Annotated in this window: 19 protein-coding genes; 10 read left to right on the top strand and 9 right to left on the bottom strand. The window is 29.6% G+C overall.

Features of this window, described 5'->3' with window-relative positions:
* Nucleotides 1-39: 39 nt before the first annotated feature.
* The 3 genes from bpuSUM_RS03765 to bpuSUM_RS03755 all read right to left on the bottom strand — a co-directional run bounded on the left by bpuSUM_RS03765 (nucleotide 40) and on the right by bpuSUM_RS03755 (nucleotide 5,633).
* On the bottom strand, nucleotides 40-2,163 hold the full coding sequence (locus bpuSUM_RS03765; protein ID WP_247065963.1) for a P83/100 family protein: 2,124 nt from the start codon (nucleotides 2,161-2,163) through the stop codon (nucleotides 40-42).
* A gap of 130 nt (nucleotides 2,164-2,293) precedes the next feature.
* On the bottom strand, nucleotides 2,294-3,979 hold the full coding sequence (locus tag bpuSUM_RS03760) for an outer membrane protein assembly factor BamB family protein (RefSeq protein WP_430644654.1): 1,686 nt from the start codon (nucleotides 3,977-3,979) through the stop codon (nucleotides 2,294-2,296).
* A gap of 22 nt (nucleotides 3,980-4,001) precedes the next feature.
* On the bottom strand, nucleotides 4,002-5,633 hold the full coding sequence (locus tag bpuSUM_RS03755; protein ID WP_247065958.1) for an ABC-F family ATP-binding cassette domain-containing protein: 1,632 nt from the start codon (nucleotides 5,631-5,633) through the stop codon (nucleotides 4,002-4,004).
* Nucleotides 5,634-5,776: 143 nt separating this feature from the next.
* On the opposite strand from bpuSUM_RS03755, the gene groES reads away from it, so the two are divergent.
* Nucleotides 5,777-6,049 (top strand): co-chaperone GroES, encoded by a 273-nt coding sequence (gene groES, locus bpuSUM_RS03750; RefSeq protein ID WP_247065955.1) that lies wholly within the window; start codon nucleotides 5,777-5,779, stop codon nucleotides 6,047-6,049.
* A gap of 215 nt (nucleotides 6,050-6,264) precedes the next feature.
* Entirely contained in the window at nucleotides 6,265-6,942 is a 678-nt protein-coding gene (mnmC2, locus tag bpuSUM_RS03745; protein WP_247065953.1) for a tRNA (5-methylaminomethyl-2-thiouridine)(34)-methyltransferase MnmC2, read from the top strand.
* 135 nt (nucleotides 6,943-7,077) lie between these two features.
* On the opposite strand, the gene valS is transcribed toward mnmC2, so the two are convergent.
* The gene (gene valS, locus bpuSUM_RS03740; RefSeq protein ID WP_247065951.1) at nucleotides 7,078-9,702 is read right to left on the bottom strand and encodes a valine--tRNA ligase; all 2,625 of its coding nucleotides are present in this window, start codon (nucleotides 9,700-9,702) and stop codon (nucleotides 7,078-7,080) included.
* Entirely contained in the window at nucleotides 9,702-10,697 is a 996-nt protein-coding gene (locus bpuSUM_RS03735; RefSeq protein ID WP_247065948.1) for a tRNA dihydrouridine synthase, read from the bottom strand. Before bpuSUM_RS03735 ends, valS begins: the two co-directional genes overlap by 1 nt.
* A gap of 47 nt (nucleotides 10,698-10,744) precedes the next feature.
* Here bpuSUM_RS03735 and bpuSUM_RS03730 point away from each other — a divergent pair, with 47 nt between their 5' ends.
* Entirely contained in the window at nucleotides 10,745-10,939 is a 195-nt protein-coding gene (locus bpuSUM_RS03730) for a hypothetical protein (RefSeq protein WP_247065947.1), read from the top strand.
* A gap of 133 nt (nucleotides 10,940-11,072) precedes the next feature.
* Nucleotides 11,073-13,130 (top strand): ATP-dependent DNA helicase, encoded by a 2,058-nt coding sequence (locus bpuSUM_RS03725; RefSeq protein ID WP_247065945.1) that lies wholly within the window; start codon nucleotides 11,073-11,075, stop codon nucleotides 13,128-13,130.
* Here the strand turns inward: bpuSUM_RS03725 and bpuSUM_RS03720 are convergent.
* A complete protein-coding gene (locus bpuSUM_RS03720) occupies nucleotides 13,120-13,899 on the bottom strand; it encodes a septal ring lytic transglycosylase RlpA family protein (protein WP_247065943.1) in 780 nt (259 codons plus the stop codon). The genes bpuSUM_RS03725 and bpuSUM_RS03720 overlap by 11 nt on opposite strands.
* A 149-nt stretch (nucleotides 13,900-14,048) precedes the next feature.
* Between bpuSUM_RS03720 and bpuSUM_RS03715 the strand changes: the two genes are divergently transcribed.
* Nucleotides 14,049-15,050 carry an L-threonylcarbamoyladenylate synthase gene (locus bpuSUM_RS03715; protein ID WP_247065941.1) on the top strand — a complete coding sequence of 334 codons (1,002 nt, stop codon included), beginning with the start codon at nucleotides 14,049-14,051 and terminating at the stop codon, nucleotides 15,048-15,050.
* 17 nt (nucleotides 15,051-15,067) lie between these two features.
* Here bpuSUM_RS03715 and bpuSUM_RS03710 read toward each other — a convergent pair whose 3' ends face one another.
* Nucleotides 15,068-16,162 (bottom strand): tetratricopeptide repeat protein, encoded by a 1,095-nt coding sequence (locus tag bpuSUM_RS03710; RefSeq protein WP_247065940.1) that lies wholly within the window; start codon nucleotides 16,160-16,162, stop codon nucleotides 15,068-15,070.
* Between the two features lie 7 nt (nucleotides 16,163-16,169).
* A complete protein-coding gene (plzA, locus tag bpuSUM_RS03705) occupies nucleotides 16,170-16,955 on the bottom strand; it encodes a c-di-GMP-binding receptor PlzA (protein WP_247065938.1) in 786 nt (261 codons plus the stop codon).
* Between the two features lie 423 nt (nucleotides 16,956-17,378).
* On the opposite strand from plzA, the gene bpuSUM_RS03700 reads away from it, so the two are divergent.
* The 5 genes from bpuSUM_RS03700 (at nucleotide 17,379) to bpuSUM_RS03680 (ending at nucleotide 24,968) form a co-directional block, all read left to right on the top strand.
* A complete protein-coding gene (locus bpuSUM_RS03700) occupies nucleotides 17,379-20,138 on the top strand; it encodes a penicillin-binding protein 1A (RefSeq protein ID WP_247065936.1) in 2,760 nt (919 codons plus the stop codon).
* Between the two features lie 5 nt (nucleotides 20,139-20,143).
* Nucleotides 20,144-20,548 carry a ParB N-terminal domain-containing protein gene (locus bpuSUM_RS03695; RefSeq protein ID WP_247065935.1) on the top strand — a complete coding sequence of 135 codons (405 nt, stop codon included), beginning with the start codon at nucleotides 20,144-20,146 and terminating at the stop codon, nucleotides 20,546-20,548.
* 28 nt (nucleotides 20,549-20,576) lie between these two features.
* Nucleotides 20,577-22,154, top strand: a complete 1,578-nt coding sequence (locus bpuSUM_RS03690) for a glucose-6-phosphate isomerase (protein WP_247065933.1) — start codon at nucleotides 20,577-20,579, stop codon at nucleotides 22,152-22,154.
* 84 nt (nucleotides 22,155-22,238) lie between these two features.
* Nucleotides 22,239-23,627, top strand: a complete 1,389-nt coding sequence (locus bpuSUM_RS03685) for an L-cystine transporter (RefSeq protein WP_247065930.1) — start codon at nucleotides 22,239-22,241, stop codon at nucleotides 23,625-23,627.
* 9 nt (nucleotides 23,628-23,636) lie between these two features.
* Nucleotides 23,637-24,968, top strand: a complete 1,332-nt coding sequence (locus bpuSUM_RS03680; protein WP_247065928.1) for a CoA-disulfide reductase — start codon at nucleotides 23,637-23,639, stop codon at nucleotides 24,966-24,968.
* 28 nt (nucleotides 24,969-24,996) lie between these two features.
* On the opposite strand, the gene bpuSUM_RS03675 is transcribed toward bpuSUM_RS03680, so the two are convergent.
* Complete coding sequence (locus bpuSUM_RS03675) at nucleotides 24,997-26,340, bottom strand: ATP-dependent 6-phosphofructokinase (protein ID WP_247065926.1); 1,344 nt, start codon at nucleotides 26,338-26,340, stop codon at nucleotides 24,997-24,999.
* Nucleotides 26,341-26,355: the final 15 nt, after the last annotated feature.

The raw sequence follows: 26,355 nt of genomic DNA, 5'->3' as shown, positions 1-26,355 counted from the left end.
TTTCAATTACTTAAACAATGTCTAGTCAAAAAAAACAATTTAAGATACTTTTTTTAAAGTATTTAGATCCAAAATAATAATCTTTTTAGATGCATCTTGCAAATAAACATGCCCTGCATTAACAGTAAAACTTGTAAATGGCAAAACTTCATCCTCTGATAAAATAAACTCACTCAAATCCCTTGAAGAAAACTTTGCTAATTTCCAAACATTATTATCCTTAACAACTACCAAAATCATTTTTGAATCAACAAAAAGAGAAGAATCTCTACTTAACTCAAAGTTTGCCTCAGATTCAACTTTTAGATCTTTTGCCTTATTAAGCAACTGAAGCTTTGCAATACCTGAACAAAGTTTTATAGCTACAAAATCATCCTCTCTCTCATAAACTCCATATCTTCTAATACCATACTGAGAAATTTTCTTACCCAATTGGTCTTTATCTGAGTCAATTAACCTAAGGACTCCTAAATTCGTATTGGGATTTAAAACCTCTAAAAATACAGGTTTATGATTTTCATTTTCAAGAAACAATTTATCTACAGCTTCTTGTTGAACCAACTGATCTTTAGAATTTAAAGGCTTATTGGACAAGGGCTTAGATGATAGATTATTTGAAACACTAGAAGTACTCTTAGAAGTATCATCAGTAGCTTTCTTAAGTTGTTTTTTCAACTCTTCAGCCGAATTCAATTTTTTATCTTTGGCTGATAAACTTACTTCCCTGGGTTTTGGAAAATTCCTATCTTTTTTAACTATATCTTTTTGCTTATCTAATTTTTTCTGTGACTTCTTAAGCCCTTCTGCTTTATTCTTTAAAATATTCCTCCCGACTATTTTGTCATTAATTTGCTTCTTAATACCTGTCTTTTCAACATCATCAGTAACCTTCTCAAATTGCTTTTTTAAATCTTCAGACGACTTTATTTTTTCATCTTTTTTTGAGGAACTTACTTCCCCAGGTTTTGGCAAATTCCTATCTTTAACTGCATCCCTTTCAATTATTTTATCATCAATCTGCCTCTTAATTTCTTCCCTCTCAGCATCATCAGTAACCCTATCAAGCTGTTCTTTCAAATCTTCAATAGTTTCAGTTAATTGCAATTTTTCATCTACTTTTGGCGAAATTATGTCCCCAGGCTTTGGCAAATTCTTATCTTTGTTCTCCTTATCAATACTTTCTTGTATTTTATCTTTAACTATATCCCTTTGCCTATCCAACCTATCCTGAGAACTATTTAATTTTTTCTGTGATTTCTTAAGCTCTTCTGCTTTATTCTTTAAAATATTTCTCTCGACTATTTTGTCATCAATTTGCTTCTTAATACCTGTCTTTTCAACATCATCAGTAGCCTTCTCAAGTTGCTCTCTTAAATTATCAATAGTCTCTGTTAATTCATCATCAATGCTTCTCAAAGTAACAGACTCAACATCAATCTTTTCCTGATCAATATCACGAATTTCATCCTGTACATCGGTTAGATCTCTTGCAAAGTCCGTACCAACTTCTTCATTTTCACTTAAAAGAGATATTACCACCTTCTCTGTAACTATTTTGTCAAGATCAACATCTGATTCAATGTTGCCTGATAAAATATTTCTCTTAAGAGGAATAAAAATATGAGTTTTACCAGCCCATTGGCTATAAACTCTTGAGAGTCCTACATTATGCTTACTTAAATCTTTAAGGGCAGGCTGAATATAAGAATCACTATAATACTCCAAATCACCTCGGTAAGTAGCATTATATATTGTAATAGCTTTAGCAAGTAATTCTGCACTCTCTTTACTGTAACTAAAACCTTCCATTAAATACCCTATGAGTATTTTTCTAAGATTTAAAATACTATCAAGAGAAGATCTCTCACCAATAATAAAAACATCTGAACTACTCTTTTCATCCTCACTGTCAATATACCTATCAACATAATATTTATTGTAATAATTAGATTTGTTATTGATTAAATTCCTAGCTAAAAATTCACCAATACCTACTATTTGCTGATAAGTATCTGTAGAATCATAAGGACCCCGATAATTAACAAATTCAAGATCCATATTAATAAAATCTTTCAACTTTTTCTTATCAACTTCTCTAGAATGAAAAGTAAAAACATTGAAAAAGATGAACAAAAAAATAAAAAGTACCCATATTCTTTTCATAATAAAATTCTCCCATAGTCAATTATAAACCCTATTATTAACTAAATCAGCATAAATTAAACATCAATTCTAATACACTATAATAAGATGTATTTAACAAATGATAACATAAAACTAGCAACAAAATGAATCAAAGCACTACAATAATTTCATTAACACACTGATTAATTTTGTCAGAAAAATTTTGTCGCTTTATAAATTTCAAAAGAGTTAAATATTTATTTCTATACTTTTTAAGATTATCCTCTGTAGAATTCAAAATTATCTTGCGCAAGCTTAGAAGAACAGCATAAGCTATCTCTAAACTGCCCTGATAATTCAATATTACATAATGAATATAATTATACACAAGTTCATCTTGCCCATAATAATATTCAAACTTAGCAATACTTTTAACCAATTGAATTACATTGCTAATATCCTTTTCTTCAATCGCTATATTAATAAAACTCTTAACTGAATCTGCATCATCAACATATATAAAATACTTATAAAGTTGCCCTCTTTGAGCTATTCTATCTATTCCATTTTTTGGAGCAAGCCAATTATTAATAGCTTTTTTATATAAACCCAAATATTTTTTAGGAAAACTACCATATTTAATTACCAGAGAATCTAGAGTACTTAAAAAAGTATCATAAGCCCTCCTATTGTAAGGAGAATTCAACATTTCATCAAGAGCCAAATAAATATCTTCATGATCTACTAAATATTTTTCGATAAAATCTATTCTATTTTGATGATACCTATTACCTAATGTATGATTCCAAACAATAACATCAAGTTCATCTTTATATTCATAATAGTAAGTAGCTAATATCCAATTAAGCCCACCAGTAGCAATGATTCCAACATTAGCTACAAGCCCCGATATTTCCTTCATACCATCATATCTATCAACCGGGTTGAAATATTCATCAAGAGCTAAAACACCATTTGATTTCATAACAATAAAAAGATTTTTGTTATCATAAAGCACAGCTTCCTTAAGCTTTAAAGATAAATTTTTAGAAAACATAAGTTCAAAGTTTTTACTTAAATTAAAAAAACCCCCATTATCAGACACTGCAACATATTCTCCATTAAACTTTTCAAATAAAAAATTAATAGGATAGTTCAAACTAATAGAATTTAACATATCACCAAAATCACTATCATACACAACAACATCTCCAGATTGATATCCAACAATTATCTCATTATTAGTACTTATAATTAATACATTGGGAAAAGAAATAAGAGAAACACTCCATATTTTCTCTCCCTCAGGATTAAAAGCAAACATTCTATAATGTTCATTTGCAATATAGAAATTACCATTTTCAAGAACAACAGAAGAAGTCACTGCCTTTCCTTCTATACTCACCTCAAAAATTTTCTGGCCATCACCAAGTCTTAAAGCAATAACTCTCTCATTAGCCTGAGGAATTAAAATATAACCATTCCCCATTGAAGGAGCTTTTATAGGAGAAGCATCTAAACTATATCTCCATATAAGCTTTCCTCTTCTAATCTTTTGAACTTCATTACGTCCTGTAATAATATAATACCCACTACCAAAATCCTTTAAGAGAAAAGGATAGGGAACTCGATCTAACCTATAAGAATATTTCTTATCTAAAGACATAGTATAAGTTATCAACCACCTATCCTTTGTTAACACCGTAATAGTATTACGTAGCTCATCAAGAATAGGACTTCCTAAAATCTGCCCCGTTAAAGCTTTCTGAAAATAAAGGTTAACATTTGCTGAAAGGGAAAAACAAACACCTAAAAATATAAAAATACAAATATTTAACTTCAAAACCATAAACATCCTGTAATGGTTAAACATATAACTAAAGTTTCAAGCTGGCATGTCCTTCATAAAACTTATCCCTTAACTCCTTAACTTTAGGATCATCAATATACTCTGAAAAAGTCATAAAACGATCAATTATACCATTAGGTACAAACTCAATAATTCTATTAGCAATGGTATCAATAAATTGATGGTCATGAGACGTAAATAATACAACTCCTTTAAAATCTCTAAGACCGGTATTTAAAGATGTAATTGCTTCAAGATCTAAATGATTGGTCGGTTGATCTAACAATAATACATTAGCCCCACTAAGCATTATCTTTGAAAGCATACACCTTACCTTTTCACCCCCTGAGAGGATATTAACTTTTTTTAAAGCCTCATCTTGACTAAAAAGCATTCGTCCCAAAAATCCTCTAATATAAGTTTCATCCTGATCCTTTGAATACTGCCTTAGCCAATCTACCAAACTTAAATCCACACTAAAATATTCTTCATTATCCTTCTTAAAGTACGCAAAATTAACAGTAGTGCCCCATTCATAATGCCCCTTATAATCTCTATCTTCATTGGTGATTACATCAAAAAGAAAACTTGCCGAGATTGGACTGCCTAAAAAAACAATCTTTTGCCCAGGTTCTACAACAATGCTAAACCTGTTTAAAATATGTTGTCCTTCAAACTCCTTAGTCAAATTTTTAATTGTAATAACATTTTTTCCAAGATCTCTCTCACTCTTAAAGTTAACATAAGGGAATTTCCTTGAAGATGGTTTTAGATCTTCAACTTTAATCTTATCAATTAACTTCTTTCTCGAAGTTGCTTGTCTAGATTTTGATGCATTACTTGAAAACCTTTGAATAAAACTCTTAAGTTCTGCTATTTTCTCTTCAGATCTTTTCTTAGCATCTTTTAGTTGCTTATTAAGAATTTGACTGGTTTCATACCAAAAATCATAGTTACCAAGATAAACTTGAATTTTTCCATAATCAATATCAACAATATGAGTACAAACTTGATTTAAAAAGTGCCTATCATGTGACACAACAATAACTGTATTTTCAAAATTAATCAAAAATTCTTCTAGCCACTTAATCGATTGAATATCAAGATTATTAGTAGGTTCATCAAGAAGTAATATATCAGGCTCTCCAAACAGAGCTTGCGCTAAGAGTACCCTTACTTTTAAAGCTCCCTCAATATCTCTCATTAAATTAGAATGAACCGACTCATCTATGCCCAGACCTCTAAGAAGTACCGCAGCATTAGACTCAGCCTCATAACCTCCAAGTTCGGCAAATTCAGCCTCAAGTTCTCCAGCCCTAATTCCATCTTCATCGCTAAAGTCAGGCTTTTCATAAATTTCATCTTTTTCCCTTTGCACAGCATAAAGCTTCTTGTGACCCATGATTACAGTATCAATAACCCTAAAATTATCATAAGCAAACTGATTTTGCTCAAGCACAGCCATTCTTTGATTTTTTGCAATTGACACTTCACCTTTGCTCGGTTCAATCGTTCCACCTAAAACTTTCAAAAACGTACTCTTACCTGCACCATTAGCTCCAATTATCCCATAACAATTTCCAGAAGAAAACTTAAGATTAACATCTTTAAATAAAATTCTCTCTCCAAATGCAACTTCTAAATTACTCACTGTTATCAAACTATTTTTCCACCTAAATTTGACATTTTATTAAAAGAATTATCTTTAAAATCAGATTAAGTTTCAAGTATTATCTAAATATATTGACTTAATACTTCAATTTTTCGTATATTTATATTATCAAATTAAGGAGATGTTTGAAAATGAAAAATATTAAACCTTTAGCTGATAGAGTTTTAATAAAAATAAAAGAAGCCGAAAGTAAAACAATTTCAGGACTATATATACCAGAAAATGCAAAAGAAAAAACAAACATTGGGACAGTTATAGCTATTGGCTCTAACAAGGAAGACATTACTGTTAAAGTTGGAGATACAGTGCTTTATGAAAAGTACGCTGGAGCTGCTGTCAAGATTGAAGAAAAGGAACACTTAATCCTAAAAGCAAAAGAGATAATAGCTATTATAGAAGAATAAAAGAACAGAGAAACTAAAGTTTAAGTTTAGTTTCTCTTACAAAGGCAAAACCTTAAAATGAGCGGTTTACGTCCTATTATCCTAGTCAAACAAATCAAATTCAGGTTGATATATAACAATAATAATGTTACTTCTCAAGGTAGTAACTTTTTTTAAAAGTGAATTTTTATAAATGAGTAAATCACTTTATGATTTATTCATTTGTTACTTTACTAATGAATAAATTAATATTTAAAGATAAAACCATATATTCAAGTAAATTTAAAGATATTTATTATAATCCACAATACGGACTTGAAGAGAGTATTTATGTATTCATCAAAGGCTGTGAACTAGACATAGACTTAGCAGATCTACAAAGTGCAACAATTGCAGAATTAGGATTTGGAACTGGTCTTAATTTAATAGCACTTTTAAAATATTTAAAAGAAAATAACCTCAAAACAAAAATTAATTATTATTCAATTGAAAAATTTCCACTGAAAAAGGAACAAATCAAAAAAGTATCACAATTTTTTAGCAAAGATATAAATTATTTTAAGACACTGCTTAAAAAATATCCTAACACCCCAACAAAAAACATAAAGTACAAAATAACAAACAATATTAATTTAAAAATTTTAGTTGGAGAGGCCAAAGAAAAGCTTAAAGAGCTGCCAAAATACATAGATTACTGGTTTTTAGATGGGTTTAGTCCAAGCAAAAATCCCAAAATGTGGAATAAAGAAATATTCACCATAATTACAAAAAAGAGCAAAATTGGAACTAAACTTTCAACATTTTCTGCAGCAAGAATTGTAAAAGATGGCCTAAAACTCGCTAATTTTAATTACTCTAGAATAAAAGGATTTAACAATAAAAAACATATGATAAAAGCACAAAAAAAACAATAAAAGGGCAAAAATGTGAATGTTAAAAACACATCTTAATGATTATACACAAAAGCTGTCTTAATAAACAAAATACTAAAAATACTGAACGTAAACGCAACATAATTACAAGTAAAATCATAACTTAAAAGGTTTTTACTATTTTTTTAAATTATGAATATAATTGTTAATTTTTGCAATAAAAGAATCAAATTCTTCTAATTTTGACTTCTCAAGATCAATAATCTCCTCAGGAGCATTTGATAAAAAGTCTTGATTTTGAAGCTTTGCCAAAACTAAATGCTTAAGTCTCTCATATTTCTCTAGTTGTTTACCAAGCTTTACAAGCTCTTTCTCAATATCTATTAGACTCTTAATATCTGCAAAACTCTCAAAATCAACATTAGGAACTCCTATCATACCAACATAATTTTCATTGTAAAAGATGCAATCAAAGTTAATTAGCTTCTTTGCAATATGCTCATGTTCCTTAAAATAGCTCTCGTATTTAAAAGTATTACCAAATCGCAAAGCAACATTAATCTTAATATTAGGAACTATACTAAATTCACTCCTAAGAGTTCTAATTGACACAATAAATTCTTTCAATAAATTGAACCGATGATACTCTTCCTTAAAATCTCTTTGACTAACACACTCAGGATACTTTTCTAATGCTAATATATTTTGCAAAGACGTAAACTTAGAATAAATCTCTTCGGTAATAAAAGGTATAAAGGGATGCATAATGAGTAAAGATTCTTTCAAGAAAAATATCAGTTTAGAAATAGTTATATTTTGAAAATTAATATCATTACTATTTAAATTAATTTTACTAATTTCAATGTACCAATCACAAAAATCATTCCAAAAAAATTCATATACTGCTTTAGCAGCCTCATTATACTTATAATTTTTAAAAGCCCAATCTATAACGGCAACAGTTGAATTTAAACTCGTAAGTAACCATTTATCGATATCATCTAACTCAAAATTGTCTAATACTAGCCTACCCTCTAAATTTGATAAAATAAATTTAGACGCATTAAATACTTTATTTAAAAACTTAGCTCCAAACATAAAATCTTTAGTGTCAATATTCAAATCCTGACCTTGCACAGATAAAAATGCAAGAGTAAAACGTAAAGCATCACTTCCATACTGATCGATAATTTCAAGAGGATCTATGCCATTACCTAAAGATTTTGACATTTTTCTACCCTTTTTATCTCTTAAAAGGGGTGTTATATATATATCTTTAAAAGGAACTTGTCCTGTAAACTCAAGTCCTGCCATTACCATTCTTGCTACCCAGAAAAATATTATGTCATAAGCAGTAACCAAAGTATTCGTAGGATAATAATTTTTAAAATCAAGAGTAACTTTTGGCCAGCCAAGAGAAGAAAATGGCCATAACCAAGAAGAAAACCAAGTATCAAGTACATCTGGATCTCTAAAGAAACTTCTGCCCTTATATTCTTCTCTTAGAGAAGGATCAAATTCACTAACAATAATCTCTCCTGTTTTAACATCATACCAGGCAGGAATTCTGTGTCCCCAAACTAACTGTCTAGATATACACCAATCTCTAATATTTAATAACCAATGTTTATATGTATTTTCCCACTTTTTAGGATAAAACCTAATCTCACCATTTTTTAAAGCTTGCAAAGCAGCATCAGCTAATGGTTTCATTCTCACGAACCATTGATTTGATAAATAAGGCTCAATGATCTCTCCAGATCTATGACAATGCCCAACCTGATGTTTATGATTCTTAACATCTATTAAAAATCCTCTGTCTCTTAAATCCCTTTCTATCTTGTCTCTTGCAACACTCACACTTAAACCTTGATACTCAATTGGAACACTTTCATTAAGTTTTGCATTCTTAGTTAAAATATTTATCTTAGCAAGATCATGCCTTTTTGCAATTTCAAAGTCATTAGAATCATGAGCAGGTGTTATTTTTAAAGCACCACTACCAAATTCCATATCAACATAACTATCTGCTATTATTTTAACCTTTCTATTTGCAATAGGAATTGTAACGTCTCTACCAATCAAAGATTTATACCGATCATCATTAGGATTAACAGCAACAGCCACATCTCCAAACATTGTCTCAGGTCGAGTGGTTGCAACTTCAATAAAGTTACCATCATCTAATAAATACTTAATAAAATAAATTTTTCCAATAACATCTCTGTACTCAACCTCTTCATCACTAACAACACTTCCAGACCCAGGATCAAGGTTGACAAGATATTCTCCCTTATAAATAAACCCCTTATTATATAAATCAATAAAAACCTTATTAACAGCCTGACAAAGCCCAGCATCAAGAGTAAATCTCTCTCTGGAATGATCATAGGAAGCTCCGAGCCTCTCTATTTGATTAACAATTATTTCTCTATGTTTATCTTTTAATTTAAAAATTTCTTTAATAAATTCTTCACGACTAAAATCATCCTTACTTTTTCCAAGCTCTTTAAGCTGTTTTTCAAAAATCGCTTGGGTTGCAATTCCAGCATGATCTGTCCCAAAAAGCCAAAGAGTATCAGCTCCCTGCATTCTCTTGTAACGAACAAGAATATCTTGCAAAGTAAAATTAAGGGCATGTCCCATATGAAGAATGCCTGTAACATTTGGAGGAGGTGCTACTATACTAAACTTAGGCTCAATCCCATAATTAGGAATAAATACCCCATTATCTAGCCATCTTTTATAAATTCTATCTTCAAAAACCTTAGGATTATAATTTTTTGAAAGGTTATCACTCATTACTTAAGATTATCTCCTATAATATCCATTCGACTTAAATTTTTAAAAAGCTCCTCATAATTACTTGATTTCATAATATTATGAAAATACTCGCTACATCTTTCATCTTCATTAAAATAAATTTTAAAGTACTTTTTAAGTTTATTAAAATCCTTAGTAAGACTCCAAGTAGAATGAAAATCTGTTATATGCAATTTTAATATATTTAATCTAAAATTTAAATCATTACTCAAAAAGTTAGGAAAACCTTTTCTAAATAAGTTTAAATTTCTAAAAATTCCACGACCAAACATTACTCCATCAATAGAATGTTTCTCTACAATCTGATGAGCTTGCTCTAAACTCAAAATATCTCCATTACCAATAATTAATGCAGAAGGATTGATTTGATCCCTCAGATTAACAAGTTTATCAAATACAGAAACATCTATAGGACCTTCACTTTGATTAATAGCAAGCCTGGGATGCACGGTCAACATATCAATACCTAACTTAAGTAAAAATCCCAACCAATCTTCAACCTCAGAATAAAAAAAACCATGTCTTGTTTTAACACTAAGAGACAATCCAAATTTTAAACATGCCTCTTTACTTGAAATAATTATCTCACGAGCCAAAGATTTATTATTAATCAAAGCAGAACAAACTCCTTTTTTAACTATTTTCTTCTTAGGACAGCCCATATTAAGATCAATTCCCCAAAATCCCAAATTACTTAAAATTTCTATTGCCTTAAAAAATTCATCAGGATCATTGCCCCAAATTTGAGCAATCAAAGGTCGATTTAGTTCATCATTTTTTGTCAAAATATGTTGCATTGACTGCTTTGATTTATTTAAAAGCCCTTTTACAGAAATAAATTCGGTAAAATAAATATCAGGAGCATCCTTTCCATTACCTATCAAATGAATCAAATTTCTAAAAACAGTATCTGTAACATCTTCCATTGGAGCCAAAATCATAATTGGACGACTCATATAGCTTAAAAAATTCATAAAATAAATATATAATAAGACAACACCATGGTAAAGAAGTGCGCAAAATGAATCTTAAAGAAGCTAATATAGCTTGCAAAAGAACAAAAAAATTCTCAATATCAACTGAGGATGGATTTAAGAATATATTAAAAATTAACAAAGACATAATAATTCTTTTCTATATTAATTTTCATTATTATAAAAATGTTCACATTGCAATAAACAATCACATAAACTTTATGGAAAAATCCCTTGAGTAGAGATAATAATGATAATTTGGAGCAACATTTCAAAAAATGAGCTCAATTTATAGCAACTCAAAATTAAATAATTTCACAAATAATATTTACAAAAATATTTTTAAAGAATCAATAAAAAGGATACTTACTAAAATTGAACTTAATTGAATATATATTCAAAAAAGCAGAGTTAAACATCAAAGACTTTGTAAAAAGAAAAACACAATTAAAGATGATCGAAAAAATAAGTAAAGCCCTTGAAAATGAAAATTTCTTAGTTATTGAAGCACCAACAGGAACGGGAAAAAGTTTTGCATACTTAATTGCTGCTATTGACTTCATTCAAAAAACACAAGAAAAAATAATAATCTCTACAGCATCTATTAACCTTCAGGAACAATTAATAAAAAAAGATATCGAATCTCTAGAAAAAATCATTCCTTTTAAAATGAAGTTTGGAATAATTAAAGGAATGAAAAACTACCTCTGCCTTCGCCGGCTTAAAGAATTTGAAAGGAACCTTTTAACATATACATTTAATAAAAAAAATTTACAAACACTAATCTACTGGTCACAAAACACACAAACAGGTGATAAAGACGAACTTAACTTTATTGATGAGAAAATCTGGGAAGAAGTATCGGCAAACCCTGAGACATGTTCAGGTATTACCTGTCCTGATGACAATAAATGTTTTTTTAAAAAGGCAAGAAAACAAATATTAGAATGTGATATTATTATAACCAATCATCATTTACTTCTAAATGATCTCTACATAAAAAATGAAATATTAACAGAAAAAGAAAATTATGAAAACGGTTCTGAAAAAAATGATGATGAGATTAATTTAATATTGCCTAATACAAAAAACATAATAATTGACGAAGCTCATTATCTAGAAGAAGCTGCAAGAACATTATTTAGCAGAAGTTTTTCAAGAATTGGGATAAAAAAAACTTTTACTAAAATAGATAAAATAATAAAAAGACAAAACATAAATAATAAATATAAGAAAAATTTTGAAACTTCAACAATGCGATGCTTAGAAAATATTGAATATATAATACAAACACAAAAAGATTTTCCATTAATTTATAGAATTACCAATGATACACATAAAACAGATTTTTATATAAGAATTAAAACACACTTACAAAGTGTCATATATAACTTAGAAAGTTATAAAGCAACCATAACATCTTTAACACAAGAGATAGAAAATAAAACAGCAAAAATAGAACTAAACAGACTAATTAAAAACATAGAATATAAAAAATCATTAATTAAAATTTTAATCTCTGAAAATCAATATGACAATCTTTGTTTTTGGATAGAAAATAAAACAAATGTGCTTATATTTAAAATATCAGAGATTTATTTAGGGCCTGGTCTAAACAAAGTTATGTATAAACGAGTAAAAAGAATAATTTTCACCTCAGCTACTCTAATGACAAATCAATCATTTTCATACTTTTTAAATCAAACAGGATTGAACTTAAGTAATCAAAACATCAAAATGGAAAAGTTGCCATATTCTTTTCCTTACAGGCAAAGATCAATACTCACCGTTATATCAGATATTGAATACCCTAATAAAGAAGAAAAATTTTTAAATCAATCAACACAGTATATTAAAGAACTTGTAATGTTAAACAAAGGCGGTACCTTAATTCTTTTAACTTCACTTAAAAGCTTAGAATATATAGGCAAAAACATTAAAGACTTTTTATTTACAAATGACATAAACCTCTTCATACAAGGAAAATTGCCAAAACATGAATTAATAAACTCTTTTAAAGAATCACAAAAAAAAAGCGTACTCATAGGAATAAAAAATTTTTGGGAAGGAATTGATATTAAAGGAGATAAATTAACAATGATAATAATTCCCAAATTGCCATTTCAAACTCCTTCTGATCCCATCTTAATGGCAAAACAAGAATTAGCTACAAAATCGAATAAAAATTTTTTCACACAAGAAACACTGCCACAAGCAATAATGAAATTCAAACAAGGATTCGGAAGATTAATTAGAGATCCAAAAGACTATGGGATTATAGTATGTTTTGATAAAAGACTCGTTGAAAAAAATTATGGTACATCATTCCTACACTCCTTACCTAATATCAAAACTTATTACTCAAAATTTGAAAATATTAAACACATAATAGACATATTCTTTAAAAAGATAGATAAAAATACTAATCCATAGGAATACTATCTCCTGGTATTTTAGTCTTTCTTACCAAAATATCCCTATATCCTGTAGATTTAATAAGTTCAACATTTTTATGAATATCATCAGCATAAGTAGGAATGAACACTGTAAAAAAAGGTCCATGAGAATTTACTAAAACATTAAGTCCAGCTTTTTGAAGTATTCTATAAGCTCTTTGGGCATAATCTTTAGTCTTATAAGAACCAACTTGTATATAAAAATCTGGTTCTTTAGTCGAATTATCTAAAATCTTTTCTGCAACATCAAAGTGATCTTTATCCAAGTCAGCATTATCCTTTAATTTTGAACCCGAAACAACTGAATTATCCTTAGAAAAATCTTCAGTATTAACAATTTTTTTAGATGCTTGAGCCACAACTTTATTTTCATCCAATTGTTCCAATATCTCAACTTTTACAGGAGCAACACCTATTCCTAGAAAATCTAACTTTTCAGCAGCAGATTTTGACAAATCAATTATTCTATCTTTCCTAAAAGGACCCCTATCATTAATTCTTACAACAACTGTCCTATTATTAAGTAAATTAGTAACTCTTACAATAGTATTAAATGGAAGTTCCTTGTGAGCAGCCGTAAGAGCTGTCATATCAAATTTTTCACCATTAGCAGTAGATTTGCCATGAAAAGCCTCGCCATACCATGAAGCAAGTCCAACAGTAGCACTATTTAATTGAGTAAAAGCAAAAAACAAAAATAAGAAGCCAAATCTAATATCCATAATAAGATTAAATAAATTTACCATAACATGTATTATATCATATTGCATATTACAATATAAAGCTTAAGACTTATAACATAAAATCAACAAGTTAAGTTAACCTAAATTGTTTATTTGCAATTTTTTTGCTTTAATAAATAAGTAAGTAAAATTAATAATAGGAAATGACATTAATGAAAACAGAGATTATAGAACAACTCGAGATAAAAAAAGCAGCAAAATTCATAAGAGCAGGAGAATTAGTAGTATTTCCTACAGAAACAGTATATGGAATTGGGGCTAATGCATACAATGACGAGGCCATACGAATGCTCTTTCTAGTAAAGAGACGTCCTATCACAAACCCTTTAATAGTACATGTTGAATCAATAGAAAAAATAAAAGAACTTGTAGAATATATACCAAAAAGTGCACTGATTTTAATGAAAAAATTCACCCCAGGCCCTCTAACATTTATACTAAAAAATGCGGGTAAAATATCTAAATTCATAAACGGGGGACTTGACAGCATAGCAGTAAGAATACCATCAGAACCTGTAGCCCTCAAGTTAATAAAAATGAGCGGAGTTCCAATAGCAGCCCCATCAGCAAATTTATCAAGACGTCCCAGTGCCACTAATTTTGAAATGGCAATCAGGGAACTTGATGGTCTAGTTAAAGGAATTATCAAAAAAAATGAAGAATCAAAAATTGGTATAGAATCAACCGTTATAGGATTTAACTCTAAAGGAAATATATCAATACTAAGACCAGGTTCAATCACAAAAGAGATGATAGAAAAAGAACTTAAAGGAAAATTTAAAGTAGAATACTTAGTAGGAAAAGAAATGCTATCTAAATCACCTGGAAACTTACTAGAACATTACAAACCACGCATACCTGTTTATCTATTCAATCAAAAAGATAATATAAGACAGTATGCATCAAGGCAAGATACAAAAGTGCTCATCATGAAAGATACTCTTAATTCATATTGGTTTAACAAATCTTGGAATATGAATAATATCTGTGTTTTTAATACATTAGAAGAATATGCAAAAAACATTTACAAAGTATTTGTAGAATCTGAGAAAACATACAAACAAATACTTGCTGAATTTGTAGATAATAGTCAACTTGGATACTCAATCAATAATAGACTTAAAAAAGCAAGCCTTAATAAATTTATTACCTAAAAGCAATACAACATAAATTAAAACTCACTACTCAATAGTTCCAAATATTTAAGGGCAATAGGATCACTCGAATCATATTCAAGAACTATCTCAAAACACTCTCTAGCCTTTTTCTTACATTCCATTTTTAGATAAAGAATTCCAAGATTTAAAACAATTTTGATATTATCAGGTTCAAGCTTCAAAGCCTTAAGTAAATACTTAAGACTATCATCAAACTCAAGGAGTTCCATCAAACAGATTGCAAGCTCGTTCATAGCATCGACATTCTTAGAATCAAGAGATAACACCTCAAGAAAAGCGTCTTTTGCCTCAGAGTAAAAACCCTTTCTTCTATATCCCCATCCAAGCAAGAACCAAGCATTCCAAGAATTTTTATGATATTCTAAAAGTTTAACAAGTTTAGAAATAGCCTCATCTTCCTTCGATAAAATTATCATATCATATATTCTCTCAAGATTTAAAGCTAAACTTTTATGAACTCCTATAGCATTTAATACTTCACTTACCTTATTTTTCAATCTTAAATTATTAGAAATTTTTAAATAATGCTTAAGCAACTCTTGAGCCCTGTCCAAGTTATATTGCTTAACAAAAAAAAAGCCAGCATTTGCAAACACATTTTCATTTGGATTCTCAAACTCTAAAAGTTTCTCATAAATCTCTAAAGCATTTTGATTACTAGTCATAGCATTTATGTCTTGATCAACCCTTAAGAAGGTTTCAGCCATTTTCTCATACAATAATGCCAAATTAAAAAGAAAAACTTCATTTTCATTATCAATACCTTTTAATGCCAAAAAAATCTCAAGAGCCAAATTATAATCTCCCTCATCAACCTTAGTAAGTCCAACATGAATAAGTGTATTGACAATATCAGGATTTAAAGCTAAGAGAAGCTTTTTATAATAAGAAAAATTCACATTACCTTGATCATAAGCCAAAATCTTAAGAATCGCAGACATAACAGCCTCAAAATTAAGTTCATCTTGAGAAAAATGCTTAATATCATCAACCTCAAAGGGTAAAAGTACCTTAGGATCAAATATAAAATCCTTAATTTGACTTGTAAAATCTTCTGGAAGAGAAATATAAACAATATTTTTAAGCATAAATCCTCTAATTAAAATAATCATGAATTAACATAGTATAATCAAGGGGAATCTTTTCCTCACAGAATGCAATGCCTAAAGCTAAAACCTTCCCATTAGGAGTTTGAATAACACTCAAATTTTTTGCCTTGCCAACAATAGATACTTCCTTGTCTGCAATATCAAAACTTAAAGTTAAATCAGCATTACTTTCATCTATTCCCTCATAATCAAAATAAGATATTAAAAGTGCACCTCCATAAGAAAGGTCTTTAATCAAACATTTATGCTTAACACCCTTAAGTTCAATAAAAGCTTTATCAGAACTAAGATTAAGCTTTCTAAGTGAATCTTTATCAATAATAATACGTTCATGTATCCTTTGATTCTGTCCAAGTTTTAAATCAAGCAATTTGCCAATCTTAACTGCAACTTCTTCTGGCATAGGAGATAAAAAATCTAGAGTCAGCAAATTATACTCCTTCTCTTGAACAGAACAAGAAGATATATTTACAAACTTCACAACTAAAGAGGGAATAAAAAAAGAATTATCTCCAACATTATCAAAACTTTTAAACTGAATATTGCCTGAATTCCCATTTTGTGCTAAAACAGGCAAAACTTTATCTTCTTGTAAAATAATCTTAATAGCATTCATAGAAATAGAATAAATTACACCATAGGCCAAATAATTACCAACTCTAATTTCAACAGAATTTTTAATGTTAAGGAAACTGTTGATTTCAGTACTCATCTTAATTTCTTTACCTCTATATTTAGCTTCATAATCCTTTATTTTCCTAGACAAAAACATAAACCTCTCCTTTAAAATCTAAAAAACATGCTAAAATCGATACTCAGGAACTTTAAAGTAATAACATTCAAAAAATTTTAAGTTATGCATACACTTTAAAATAATTTTATCCCAAAATATTAGATACAACCAATAGTTAATAACTTATTCAACATATCTAAGAAAATCACATTAATACTCCAATACTCCAAATAAAATCAAAATGTAAAATCAATTGTATAAACAAAAATAACAAAAAAAAAGCCTTAACAAAAGAGAAACCCTTACTTGTACTTACTTTAAATCCATATTCTCATTTGCATTAAAGAATCCACATAGTATATATGTAAAGGAACTATAACAATAATTTCACATTAATAACAACTTACAAAAACATGTTCATTCTAACATATTTATAGTATAATTACATTGGAAGGATGTAATTTGAAAAATCTTAACTTTAGCAAAAAAGCTAAATTACTCATCTATCTAACATATTTTACTACTAGTTTCTCTATTATCTTACTATCAATTGCAATAGTTGAGACTGTAAACATTCAAAGAGACAAAAATTTTGGGGATATAAACCCTGCCATCCCCTCAAAACTTTTTGATACAAATGGCAGGATAATAACACAATTCATATCCGATGAGAATAGAGAATTACTCTCTTTAAGAGAAATACCTAATAACTTAATAAGTACACTTTTAATACGCGAAGATCTCAGTTTTTTCTTTCACAGAGGCTTCTCACTAATGGGAATCTTCAGAGCTGCTTTTAATATTGCTATTGGAAGATACTTTTCAGGGGGAAGTACTTTAACGCAACAACTGGCAAAACTCCTTTACACCAATCAAGCAAAACGATCAATCTTAAGAAAGCTAAATGAAATTTGGTGGGCCATACAACTTGAAAAGAAACTATCAAAATATGAAATACTTGAAAAATACTTAAATAAAGTGTATTTTGGAAACGGAAATTACGGAGTAGTAGCAGCCTCAAAATTCTTTTTCAACAAAAGCGTCAAAGATATTAACACTGCAGAAGCGGTTTTAATGATTATACAACTACCAAACGCAAAACTCTATTCACCATTTTACAATCCAGAATTCGCTAAAAAAATACAAAAGGCAGTATTGAACCAAGTAATATCTAATGGAATTATAAGTACTGAACTAGCTGAGAGAGAGTTTAATGAATACTGGGCAAACTACGATTGGACTCGTATGGCAGACACATCGGCTATCTCTGATAAAGAAGATCATGCACCTTATTTCTCAGAATACATAAGGCAAAGAATAATTAAACATCTTCCATCCGGAGCAAACATATACAAAGACGGGTACTCAATATACACAACACTTGATCTTGATGCACAAAAATATGCAGATGAAATTACACAAGAAATGATCATAAAAACAAGAAAAATGTATAATTCTACTAAATCATCTGAGACTCTGGTAATTAATTCAGAAATAGTTCCCATAATTGATACAATATCTGATCTGTTTGGAATAAGAAGCACTAGAGTAAATGGAAGACAATACAAAAAACTAAGAACAAGAAAATTTTACGAAGACAATATTGATTTAATTGCAAGTTTCGCAGCAATATTAGGCATTGATAAAATAGACAAAGCAACAAGAGAATACACAATAAACAATAAAACAAATCCAAACTTCATTGTACAACCAGAAGGCGCATTCATAGCACTAGATACCACAACAGGAGCAATAAAAGCAATGGTTGGGGGAAGCGGATATAGAAAGGGAAGCGAATTTAATAGAGCAACCCAAGCAAAAATACAACCTGGAAGTGCATTTAAAGCATTATACTTTTCAGCAGCTATTGATCTTAAAAAAATCACAGCTGCAACAATGTTTTCAGACTCTCCAGTAGCATTTTTCAATCAAGAAGGAGAAGTCTATGCACCTGAGAACTACGGAGGGAAATGGAGAGGCAATGTATTAACACGTAAAGTATTAGCTTTATCACTAAATATTCCCTCTCTTAGAATACTCGATACATTAGGATTTGAAAATGCAATTAAATATTCTGCTAAATTATTAGGAATAAAAGATCAAAATGAAATAAACAAAACATTTCCTAAAGTATATCCTCTTGCACTAGGTATCATATCAACATCTCCAATACAAATGGCAAGAGCATTCGCAATTTTGGGTAACAATGGAAAAGAAGTGGAACCATATGGAATTAAATATATTGAAGATAGGAATGGAAAAGTAGTAGCAAATGTAGAATCTGAAACGCTAACAGCAATTAAAAATAAAGGGGCTAATGCACAAATAGTATCTCCTCAAACTGCCTATATTATGACAGATATGATGAAATCAACAATTCAGTATGGAACCTTAGCAAATCAAAGACATACAAATCTTAAAGACTTTAAATCTGATATTGCGGGAAAATCAGGAACTACTCAAAACTGGGCTGATGGATGGGCAATAGGATACTCACCCTATATAACAACTGCTTTATGGATTGGTTTTGATAAAAAGGGATATTCATTAGGAACTGCTGGAACAGGAACAGGACTTGCTGGTCCTAGTTGGGGAAAATTTATGGCAGAATACCATAAAAATTTACCTAGAAAAGTTTTCATAAGACCTAAAGGCTTAATTAATGTACAAGTACAATCAGAAACAGGACTATTACCAGAAGGAATACCTAACGAAACAACAATAAATGAAATATTCATTGCAGGAACTCAGCCATTTGAAAAGTCAAAATACTATGAAAATAAATCTGAATTTTTAAATAAAATGGAATTTAATGTTTATGGAATCGATAAAATCGATGACAATAATGAGTTAAACATTGAGGTTAATGAATTTGAATATCTTATAGATGACTTTAATCCATTAAATAAAATAGAAAACAAAACAGAACTTGAAAATGATATCAATGAAACTAACAATAGTAACTTGGATAATAGTTTAGAAAATGAACATAATCAAGAAAATGTGAATCATGACATACAAGATATAAATCTAGATGATAATATCAACAACACAAGTACAGATGATAATGATGACAATATTAACATAGACGATACTAATACAGACAAAAAAGGCAAAGAAAACGATACAAAAATTAAAGCAAATTCTCTCATTGATGAAAATGAACAAATTGACGAAAATGGACACAAAGATGTAAATGGAGAAAATATTCAATTGGATTAATAAAAATGTTAATAGATTTAGAACAAATAAAAATAAAAAAACGAATCAGACAAAATATAGGAGACACTTCAACTCTTAAAGAAAGCATCAAAAAACATGGTTTAATCTACCCAATAATAATAGATAAAAACAAAAATCTAGTAGCAGGTTTTAGAAGATATCAGGTATTAAAAGAACTTGGATATAAAGAAGTCGATGTTAAGGTAATCCCCACAGAAGATAAAAAAATTTTACTTGAAATTGAACTTGATGAGAATAATGCCAGAAAATCATTTACAAAAAGTGAATCGGATGCAGGTGAAGAACAATTAAAACATTATTCAGAAAAAAACATAATAATCAGGTTTTTAAAATCTATAATACTTAAAATAAAAAAAATACTAAAAATAAAAAAACAAAACAAAACTTAAATACATAAGAACTATTAGAGGAGGCTTTATGCTTAAGTATATTAACCTTAATAAACTTAAAAAGTTTCAAGAATTAAGACAAACTAATCCCGAAGAACTAAAAAAGAATCTAAGTGAAGATAGAATAAAAAAATATGACATCAAAATAGAAGGATATCAAGTACATTATAACTATGCTACAAAACAAATTAACGAAACTCACTTAAACATATTTCAAAATTTAAGCGATGAAGCAAATCTAATAGAAAAATATAAAGAAATCCTCGATGGAAAACATATTAACATCAGTGAAAATAGAAAAGTTCTGCACCATTTAACAAGAGGGCAACTTGGAACAGAAGTCATAGAGAATAATGAAAATATGAGGGAATTTTTTGAAAGAGAACTTAAAAGAATTTTTGAATTTGCAAAACAAGTTCAAAATGGATCGATTAAGAGCATAAGTGGAAAAGTCTTTAAAAATGTGGTACAAATCGGAATTGGTGGTTCAAGTCTTGGTCCAAAAGCACTATATACTGCGATCAAAAATTACGCTAAACAGAAAAATTTACACCTGATGAAAGCCTATTTTATTTCAAATATTGATCCAGATGAAACAGAAGAAGTATTAAGTGAAATAAACCTTCAAGAAACCTTATTTATTATAGTATCAAAAAGCGGAAACACACTAGAGACAGCAGCTAATATGCAATTTTTAATTAAAAAATTAAAAAATAATGGTATCAAAGAATACCAAAAACAAATCATAATCATTACATCAAAGGGAAGTATGCTAGCACTTGAACAGGGATATCTTGAATATTTCTTTATGCACGATTCAATTGGTGGAAGATTTTCACCAACATCAGCTGTTGGAGTTACCTTAATTACTCTTTGCTTCACAGAAAACGTTACAAAAGAAATATTAAAAGGAGCTTATGAGGTTGATAAAAAAGCATTAAATAAAAACGTAAGAGAAAATGCGCCTCTCTTATCAGCACTAATTAGTGTATATGAGAGTAATATTCTTAACTATAGTAGCAACTGCATTATTGCATATTCAAAAGCAATGGAAAACTTTTATCTTCATCTGCAGCAACTTGAAATGGAAAGTAATGGAAAAAGTGTAAACAGATTTGGAGAAAAAATTGATTATAAAACAGTAAGAATGATTTGGGGAGGAATTGGAACGGACGTTCAACATTCATTCTTTCAAATGCTTCATCAAGGAACAGATATAGTTCCAATGGATCTAATAGGTTTTAGTGAATCTCAACTAAAGCAGGATAACACCTTAGAGGGAACATCAAACAATGATAAGTTAAAAGCAAATCTAATAGCTCAAATAATTGCATTCTGTTATGGCAAAGAAGATACAAACAAAAATAAAAACTTTGAAGGCGAGAGACCTGCTGCATTAATATATTCAAAAGAACTTACACCTTACACAGTAGGTGCAATACTATCTCATTACGAAAACAAGGTAATGTTTGAAGGATTTTTACTCAATATAAATTCATTCGACCAAGAAGGAGTTCAACTTGGAAAAATAATTGCAACTAAGATTTTAAAGGACAATAACTTAAAAGATGAAATAATAAAATCTTATGATAGACTACTTCAATAATAAAAAAGTAACAAAGCTAATTCAAGAATTTATGATTAAAATCATGCTCATTACATTAAGATTTATAAATAAGAGGCAAAAAGAATGAACACAACAATAATATATATACTATTAAATATCACAATCATGCTTACATTAATAGGACTTCTATATTTCCTACACAAAAAACACATCTCATTTACAAAAAGATTACTAGTAGCCTTAGGATTAGGAATAGCCTTTGGTATAACTATGAAACATTGTTATGAATCAGAATCAATAATACTAAAAGAAACTATTGAGTGGATTAATATCTTAGGCACAGGATATATAAGACTCATTAAAATGATGATAATACCACTTATACTTGTTTCAATAATATCTGCAATAGTAAAACTAACAAATAGCCAAGATATTTGGAAAATGAGCTTATCCGTAATACTTATGCTTATATTTACAGCAGGAATTGCTGCAATAATTGGAATTGGTACCTCTCTCTTCTTTAATCTAACAGCAGAAGGACTTCAATCTGGAGTAGATGAAATTACACAAGGAAAAAAATTAAATCAGGGTCTTGAACGCCTACAAAAAACCCCAATTACACAAAAATTATCAGAACTGATCCCTGAAAATATATTTGCAGATATGGCAGGAACAAGATCAAACTCAACAATTGGAATAGTAATATTTGCTGCCTTAGTAGGAATTGTTGCCCTTAAAGTTGCCAAAAAAAAACCAGAATCAATAGAATTTTTTAAACAAATAATATCCACAGCACAAGATTTGACCTCTGGAATGATAATTTTAATTTTAAAATCAACACCTTATGCCATATTAGCAATGATTACAAAAATATCAGCAACAAGTGATATTTCAAGTATAATGAAACTTGGAAAATTTGCACTTGCTTCCTATATTGCCATTGGCATTACAATTTTAATGCACATGACACTAATTGCACTTAATAGGCTAAACCCAATTATCTTCATTAAAAAAGCATGGCCGGTTTTGACATTTGCATTCATATCTCGTTCTAGCGCAGCAACAATACCTGTTAATGTAGAAGTACAAACTAAACAATTAGGGGTCAGTGAGGGAACTGCAAATCTTGCAAGTGCATTTGGAGTGTCTATTGGACAAAATGGTTGTGCAGCACTCCATCCTGCAATGTTAGCAATAATGATTGCTCCTACTCAAGGAATAAACCCAACAGATCCTTTATTCCTACTTCAACTTATAGGAATAATAATAATAACCTCATTTGGAGCAGCCGGAGCTGGAGGAGGCGCAACAATAGCTTCTTTAATGGTTCTCTCATCAATGAACCTACCCGTTAAACTTGTTGGACTTATAATATCTATTGAACCTTTAATTGACATGGGTAGAACATCTGTCAATGTCAGCGGTTCAATGGTTGCAGGAATAATAACAGCCAAAAACCTTAACCAATTAGACAGAAATATTTATAATAATCAAAATGAAATAGAAAAATAAGGAATTTTTATGAAAATAATAATTATTGGGGGAACTGCTGCAGGAACTAGTGCTGCTGCAAAAGCAAAACGAACAAATAAAGAATTAAACATCACCATTTATGAGAAAACAAATATTACATCTTTTGGAGCTTGTGGATTACCATATTTCATTGGGGGATTCTTTGATGAACCAAACAACATGATAGCTAGAACACCTTATGAATTTGAACAAAATGGAATATCAGTATTCACTGAACATGAAGTTACGAGAGTAAATATCAAAAATAATACCCTTCAAGTAAAAAACCTTAAAACAAAACAGATATTCAATGATACTTATGATAAATTAATGATTGCAACTGGAAGCAATCCTATCATCCCACCAATTAGCAATATCCAACTAACTAATTTTTATACTCTAAAAAACATGCAAGATGGAAAAGAAATAAGAGAAATTTTTAAGAAGAAAGACATAAAAGATATAGTAATAATTGGAGCTGGATATATTGGAATTGAAATGGTAGAAGCTGCTAAAGCTTTAGAAAAAAATGTAAGAATAATTCAACTAGATAAACGAATACTAACCGAATCGTTTGACAAAGAAATTACTAATATAATGGAAGAAGAATTAATAAAAAACAATATTCTACTCCACACAGATGAATTTGCAAAAAGCTTAATAGGAAAAGAAAAAGTTGAAGGAATCATTACAAACAAATCCGAATATAAGGCGGATCTTGTAATTCTTGCCACCGGGAGCAAACCTGCTACTGAATTTTTAGAAGGTCAACTTGAGACCCTAAAAAATGGTGCAATCATTGTCAACGAATATGGAGAAACCAGCGTAAAAAACGTTTTTTCTGCAGGGGACTGCGCCACAATTTATAATCTTGTAAGTAAAAAAAATGATTATATCCCCCTTGCAACAACAGCCAACAAATTAGGAAAAGTAATTGGTGAAAATCTAGCGGGCAAACACGTTGCTTTTAAAGGAACACTAGGATCTGCATCAATTAAAGTCTTATCTCTTGAAGCAGCCAGATCTGGTCTTACAGAAGAAACTGCTTTAAAGCTTGGAATTAAATATAAAACAGTATTTATAAAAGATAAAAACCATACAAACTATTACCCAAACCAAGAAGATTTGTATATTAAACTGATATATAATGAAGGAACAAAAGAAATCATTGGGGCACAAACAATTGGCAAAAATGGAGCTGCAATAAGAATGCATGCATTATCCTTAGCGATATATTCAAAACTTACAACAAATGAAATTGGAATGATGGATTTTGCATATTCTCCACCATTCTCAAAAACTTGGGATGCATTAAATGTTGCAGGCAATGCAGCAAAATAAATAAAAGAACACTTTAATACTTTTATTTTTAGTTCTTCATACTAAATGGCTGTCCAGTACTTGCAAGAACATCCCTCCAGAAAGAACCATTTATATTGACTTTATTTCTGGCAATTACTGCCATTTTTATTGGAATATGCACAAATTTTGTACTCCACAAGCTAATTAATAATTTTGTCTTACCTGCCATAGCAGCATGAACAGCATTGGAACCAAGACGAGCACAATAAAGAGAATCACTAGCATTAGCTGGAGAACTTCTCACAAGATAACTAGGATCAATATATTTAAGATTAATTGAAATATTTTTGGATTTAAAATACGTATTAATCTTATCTTTAATATAAAGTCCAATATCTTCATAAAGCAAGTTACCAGAATCGTCTTTTTTACGACTACTAGGATCAAAATACTTTTGTCCTGCACCCTCTGCTATTAATATTACTGCATGGGGCATTTCATCCAAATTCTCTTTTGCCAAAAGTCGTCTTTCAAGATGTGCAAGAAGCCCATTAGGCCCTTCAATATCAAAATCTAGTTCTGGAATCAAACAAAAATTAACATCATTAGAAGATAAAGCCGTATGAGCAGCAATAAATCCAGAATCTCTACCCATCACTTTAACAAGACCAATTCCATTATAAGCACTATTTGCCTCAAAATGAGCACCAGCAACTGCAGCAACTGATTGCTCCACAGCTGTTTCAAATCCAAAAGATTTTTGAACAAACATAAAATCATTATCTATTGTCTTTGGAATACCTACAACAGCTATTTTCAAATTTCTCCTCTCTATTTCCTCAGAAATTAGAATAGAACCTTTTTGTGTCCCATCTCCACCAATATTAAAGAGCATATTAATGCCCATTCTCTCCAAAGTATCAACTATTTCAACAGGTTTAATTCCTCCTCTTGATGAACCAAGTATTGTACCACCAAGTTGATTAATATCATCTACTACATCAGGATTTAGCTCAACAAAACTTAAATTAGAGTCTGGCAAAAGTCCCTGATATCCGAATTTAACTCCATAAATATTATGCACGCCATATACTTTCCATAAAGTTCTAACAATTGAACGAATAACATCATTAAAACCTGGACAAAGACCTCCACAAGTAGTAATTGCCGCTCTAACATGCTTTGGAATAAAATAAATTTTATGTCTAGGGCCGGCTTTTTCTAAAAAAATATTCTCATATTGCTCCCAAGCCTCGTCATTTTTATAAACATTAAATCTAATCTTATTAGCCTCACCAGTACAATGAATATGACTCTCAGCAGCATAAAAATTAATTAAAGGATTATCTTGTTTACATTCTCCTAAATTTTCTATTTTAAAATCTAAATTCTTATTCCCAAGTCTATGCATTTTAAGTTGCCCCTC

Origin of the sequence: Borrelia puertoricensis, assembly GCF_023035875.1 — a bacterium.
Lineage (GTDB): Bacteria > Spirochaetota > Spirochaetia > Borreliales > Borreliaceae > Borrelia > Borrelia puertoricensis.
The sequence above is the reverse complement of the archived record's forward strand: the minus strand, read 5'-3'. Positions and strand labels throughout refer to the sequence as shown.

Coding starts and splice junctions, on each gene's coding strand:
- bpuSUM_RS03730 (WP_247065947.1), top strand. CDS start 10,745: ATGAATCTTAAAGAAGCTAATATAGCTTGCAAAAGAACAAAAAAATTC.
- bpuSUM_RS03710 (WP_247065940.1), bottom strand. CDS start 16,162: ATGCTTAAAAATATTGTTTATATTTCTCTTCCAGAAGATTTTACAAGT.
- bpuSUM_RS03685 (WP_247065930.1), top strand. CDS start 22,239: ATGAACACAACAATAATATATATACTATTAAATATCACAATCATGCTT.
- bpuSUM_RS03695 (WP_247065935.1), top strand. CDS start 20,144: ATGTTAATAGATTTAGAACAAATAAAAATAAAAAAACGAATCAGACAA.
- bpuSUM_RS03690 (WP_247065933.1), top strand. CDS start 20,577: ATGCTTAAGTATATTAACCTTAATAAACTTAAAAAGTTTCAAGAATTA.
- plzA (WP_247065938.1), bottom strand. CDS start 16,955: ATGTTTTTGTCTAGGAAAATAAAGGATTATGAAGCTAAATATAGAGGT.
- bpuSUM_RS03765 (WP_247065963.1), bottom strand. CDS start 2,163: ATGAAAAGAATATGGGTACTTTTTATTTTTTTGTTCATCTTTTTCAAT.
- bpuSUM_RS03680 (WP_247065928.1), top strand. CDS start 23,637: ATGAAAATAATAATTATTGGGGGAACTGCTGCAGGAACTAGTGCTGCT.
- groES (WP_247065955.1), top strand. CDS start 5,777: ATGAAAAATATTAAACCTTTAGCTGATAGAGTTTTAATAAAAATAAAA.
- bpuSUM_RS03675 (WP_247065926.1), bottom strand. CDS start 26,340: ATGCATAGACTTGGGAATAAGAATTTAGATTTTAAAATAGAAAATTTA.
- valS (WP_247065951.1), bottom strand. CDS start 9,702: ATGAGTGATAACCTTTCAAAAAATTATAATCCTAAGGTTTTTGAAGAT.
- bpuSUM_RS03720 (WP_247065943.1), bottom strand. CDS start 13,899: ATGGTAAATTTATTTAATCTTATTATGGATATTAGATTTGGCTTCTTA.
- mnmC2 (WP_247065953.1), top strand. CDS start 6,265: ATGAATAAATTAATATTTAAAGATAAAACCATATATTCAAGTAAATTT.
- bpuSUM_RS03715 (WP_247065941.1), top strand. CDS start 14,049: ATGAAAACAGAGATTATAGAACAACTCGAGATAAAAAAAGCAGCAAAA.
- bpuSUM_RS03760 (WP_430644654.1), bottom strand. CDS start 3,979: ATGTTTATGGTTTTGAAGTTAAATATTTGTATTTTTATATTTTTAGGT.
- bpuSUM_RS03735 (WP_247065948.1), bottom strand. CDS start 10,697: ATGAATTTTTTAAGCTATATGAGTCGTCCAATTATGATTTTGGCTCCA.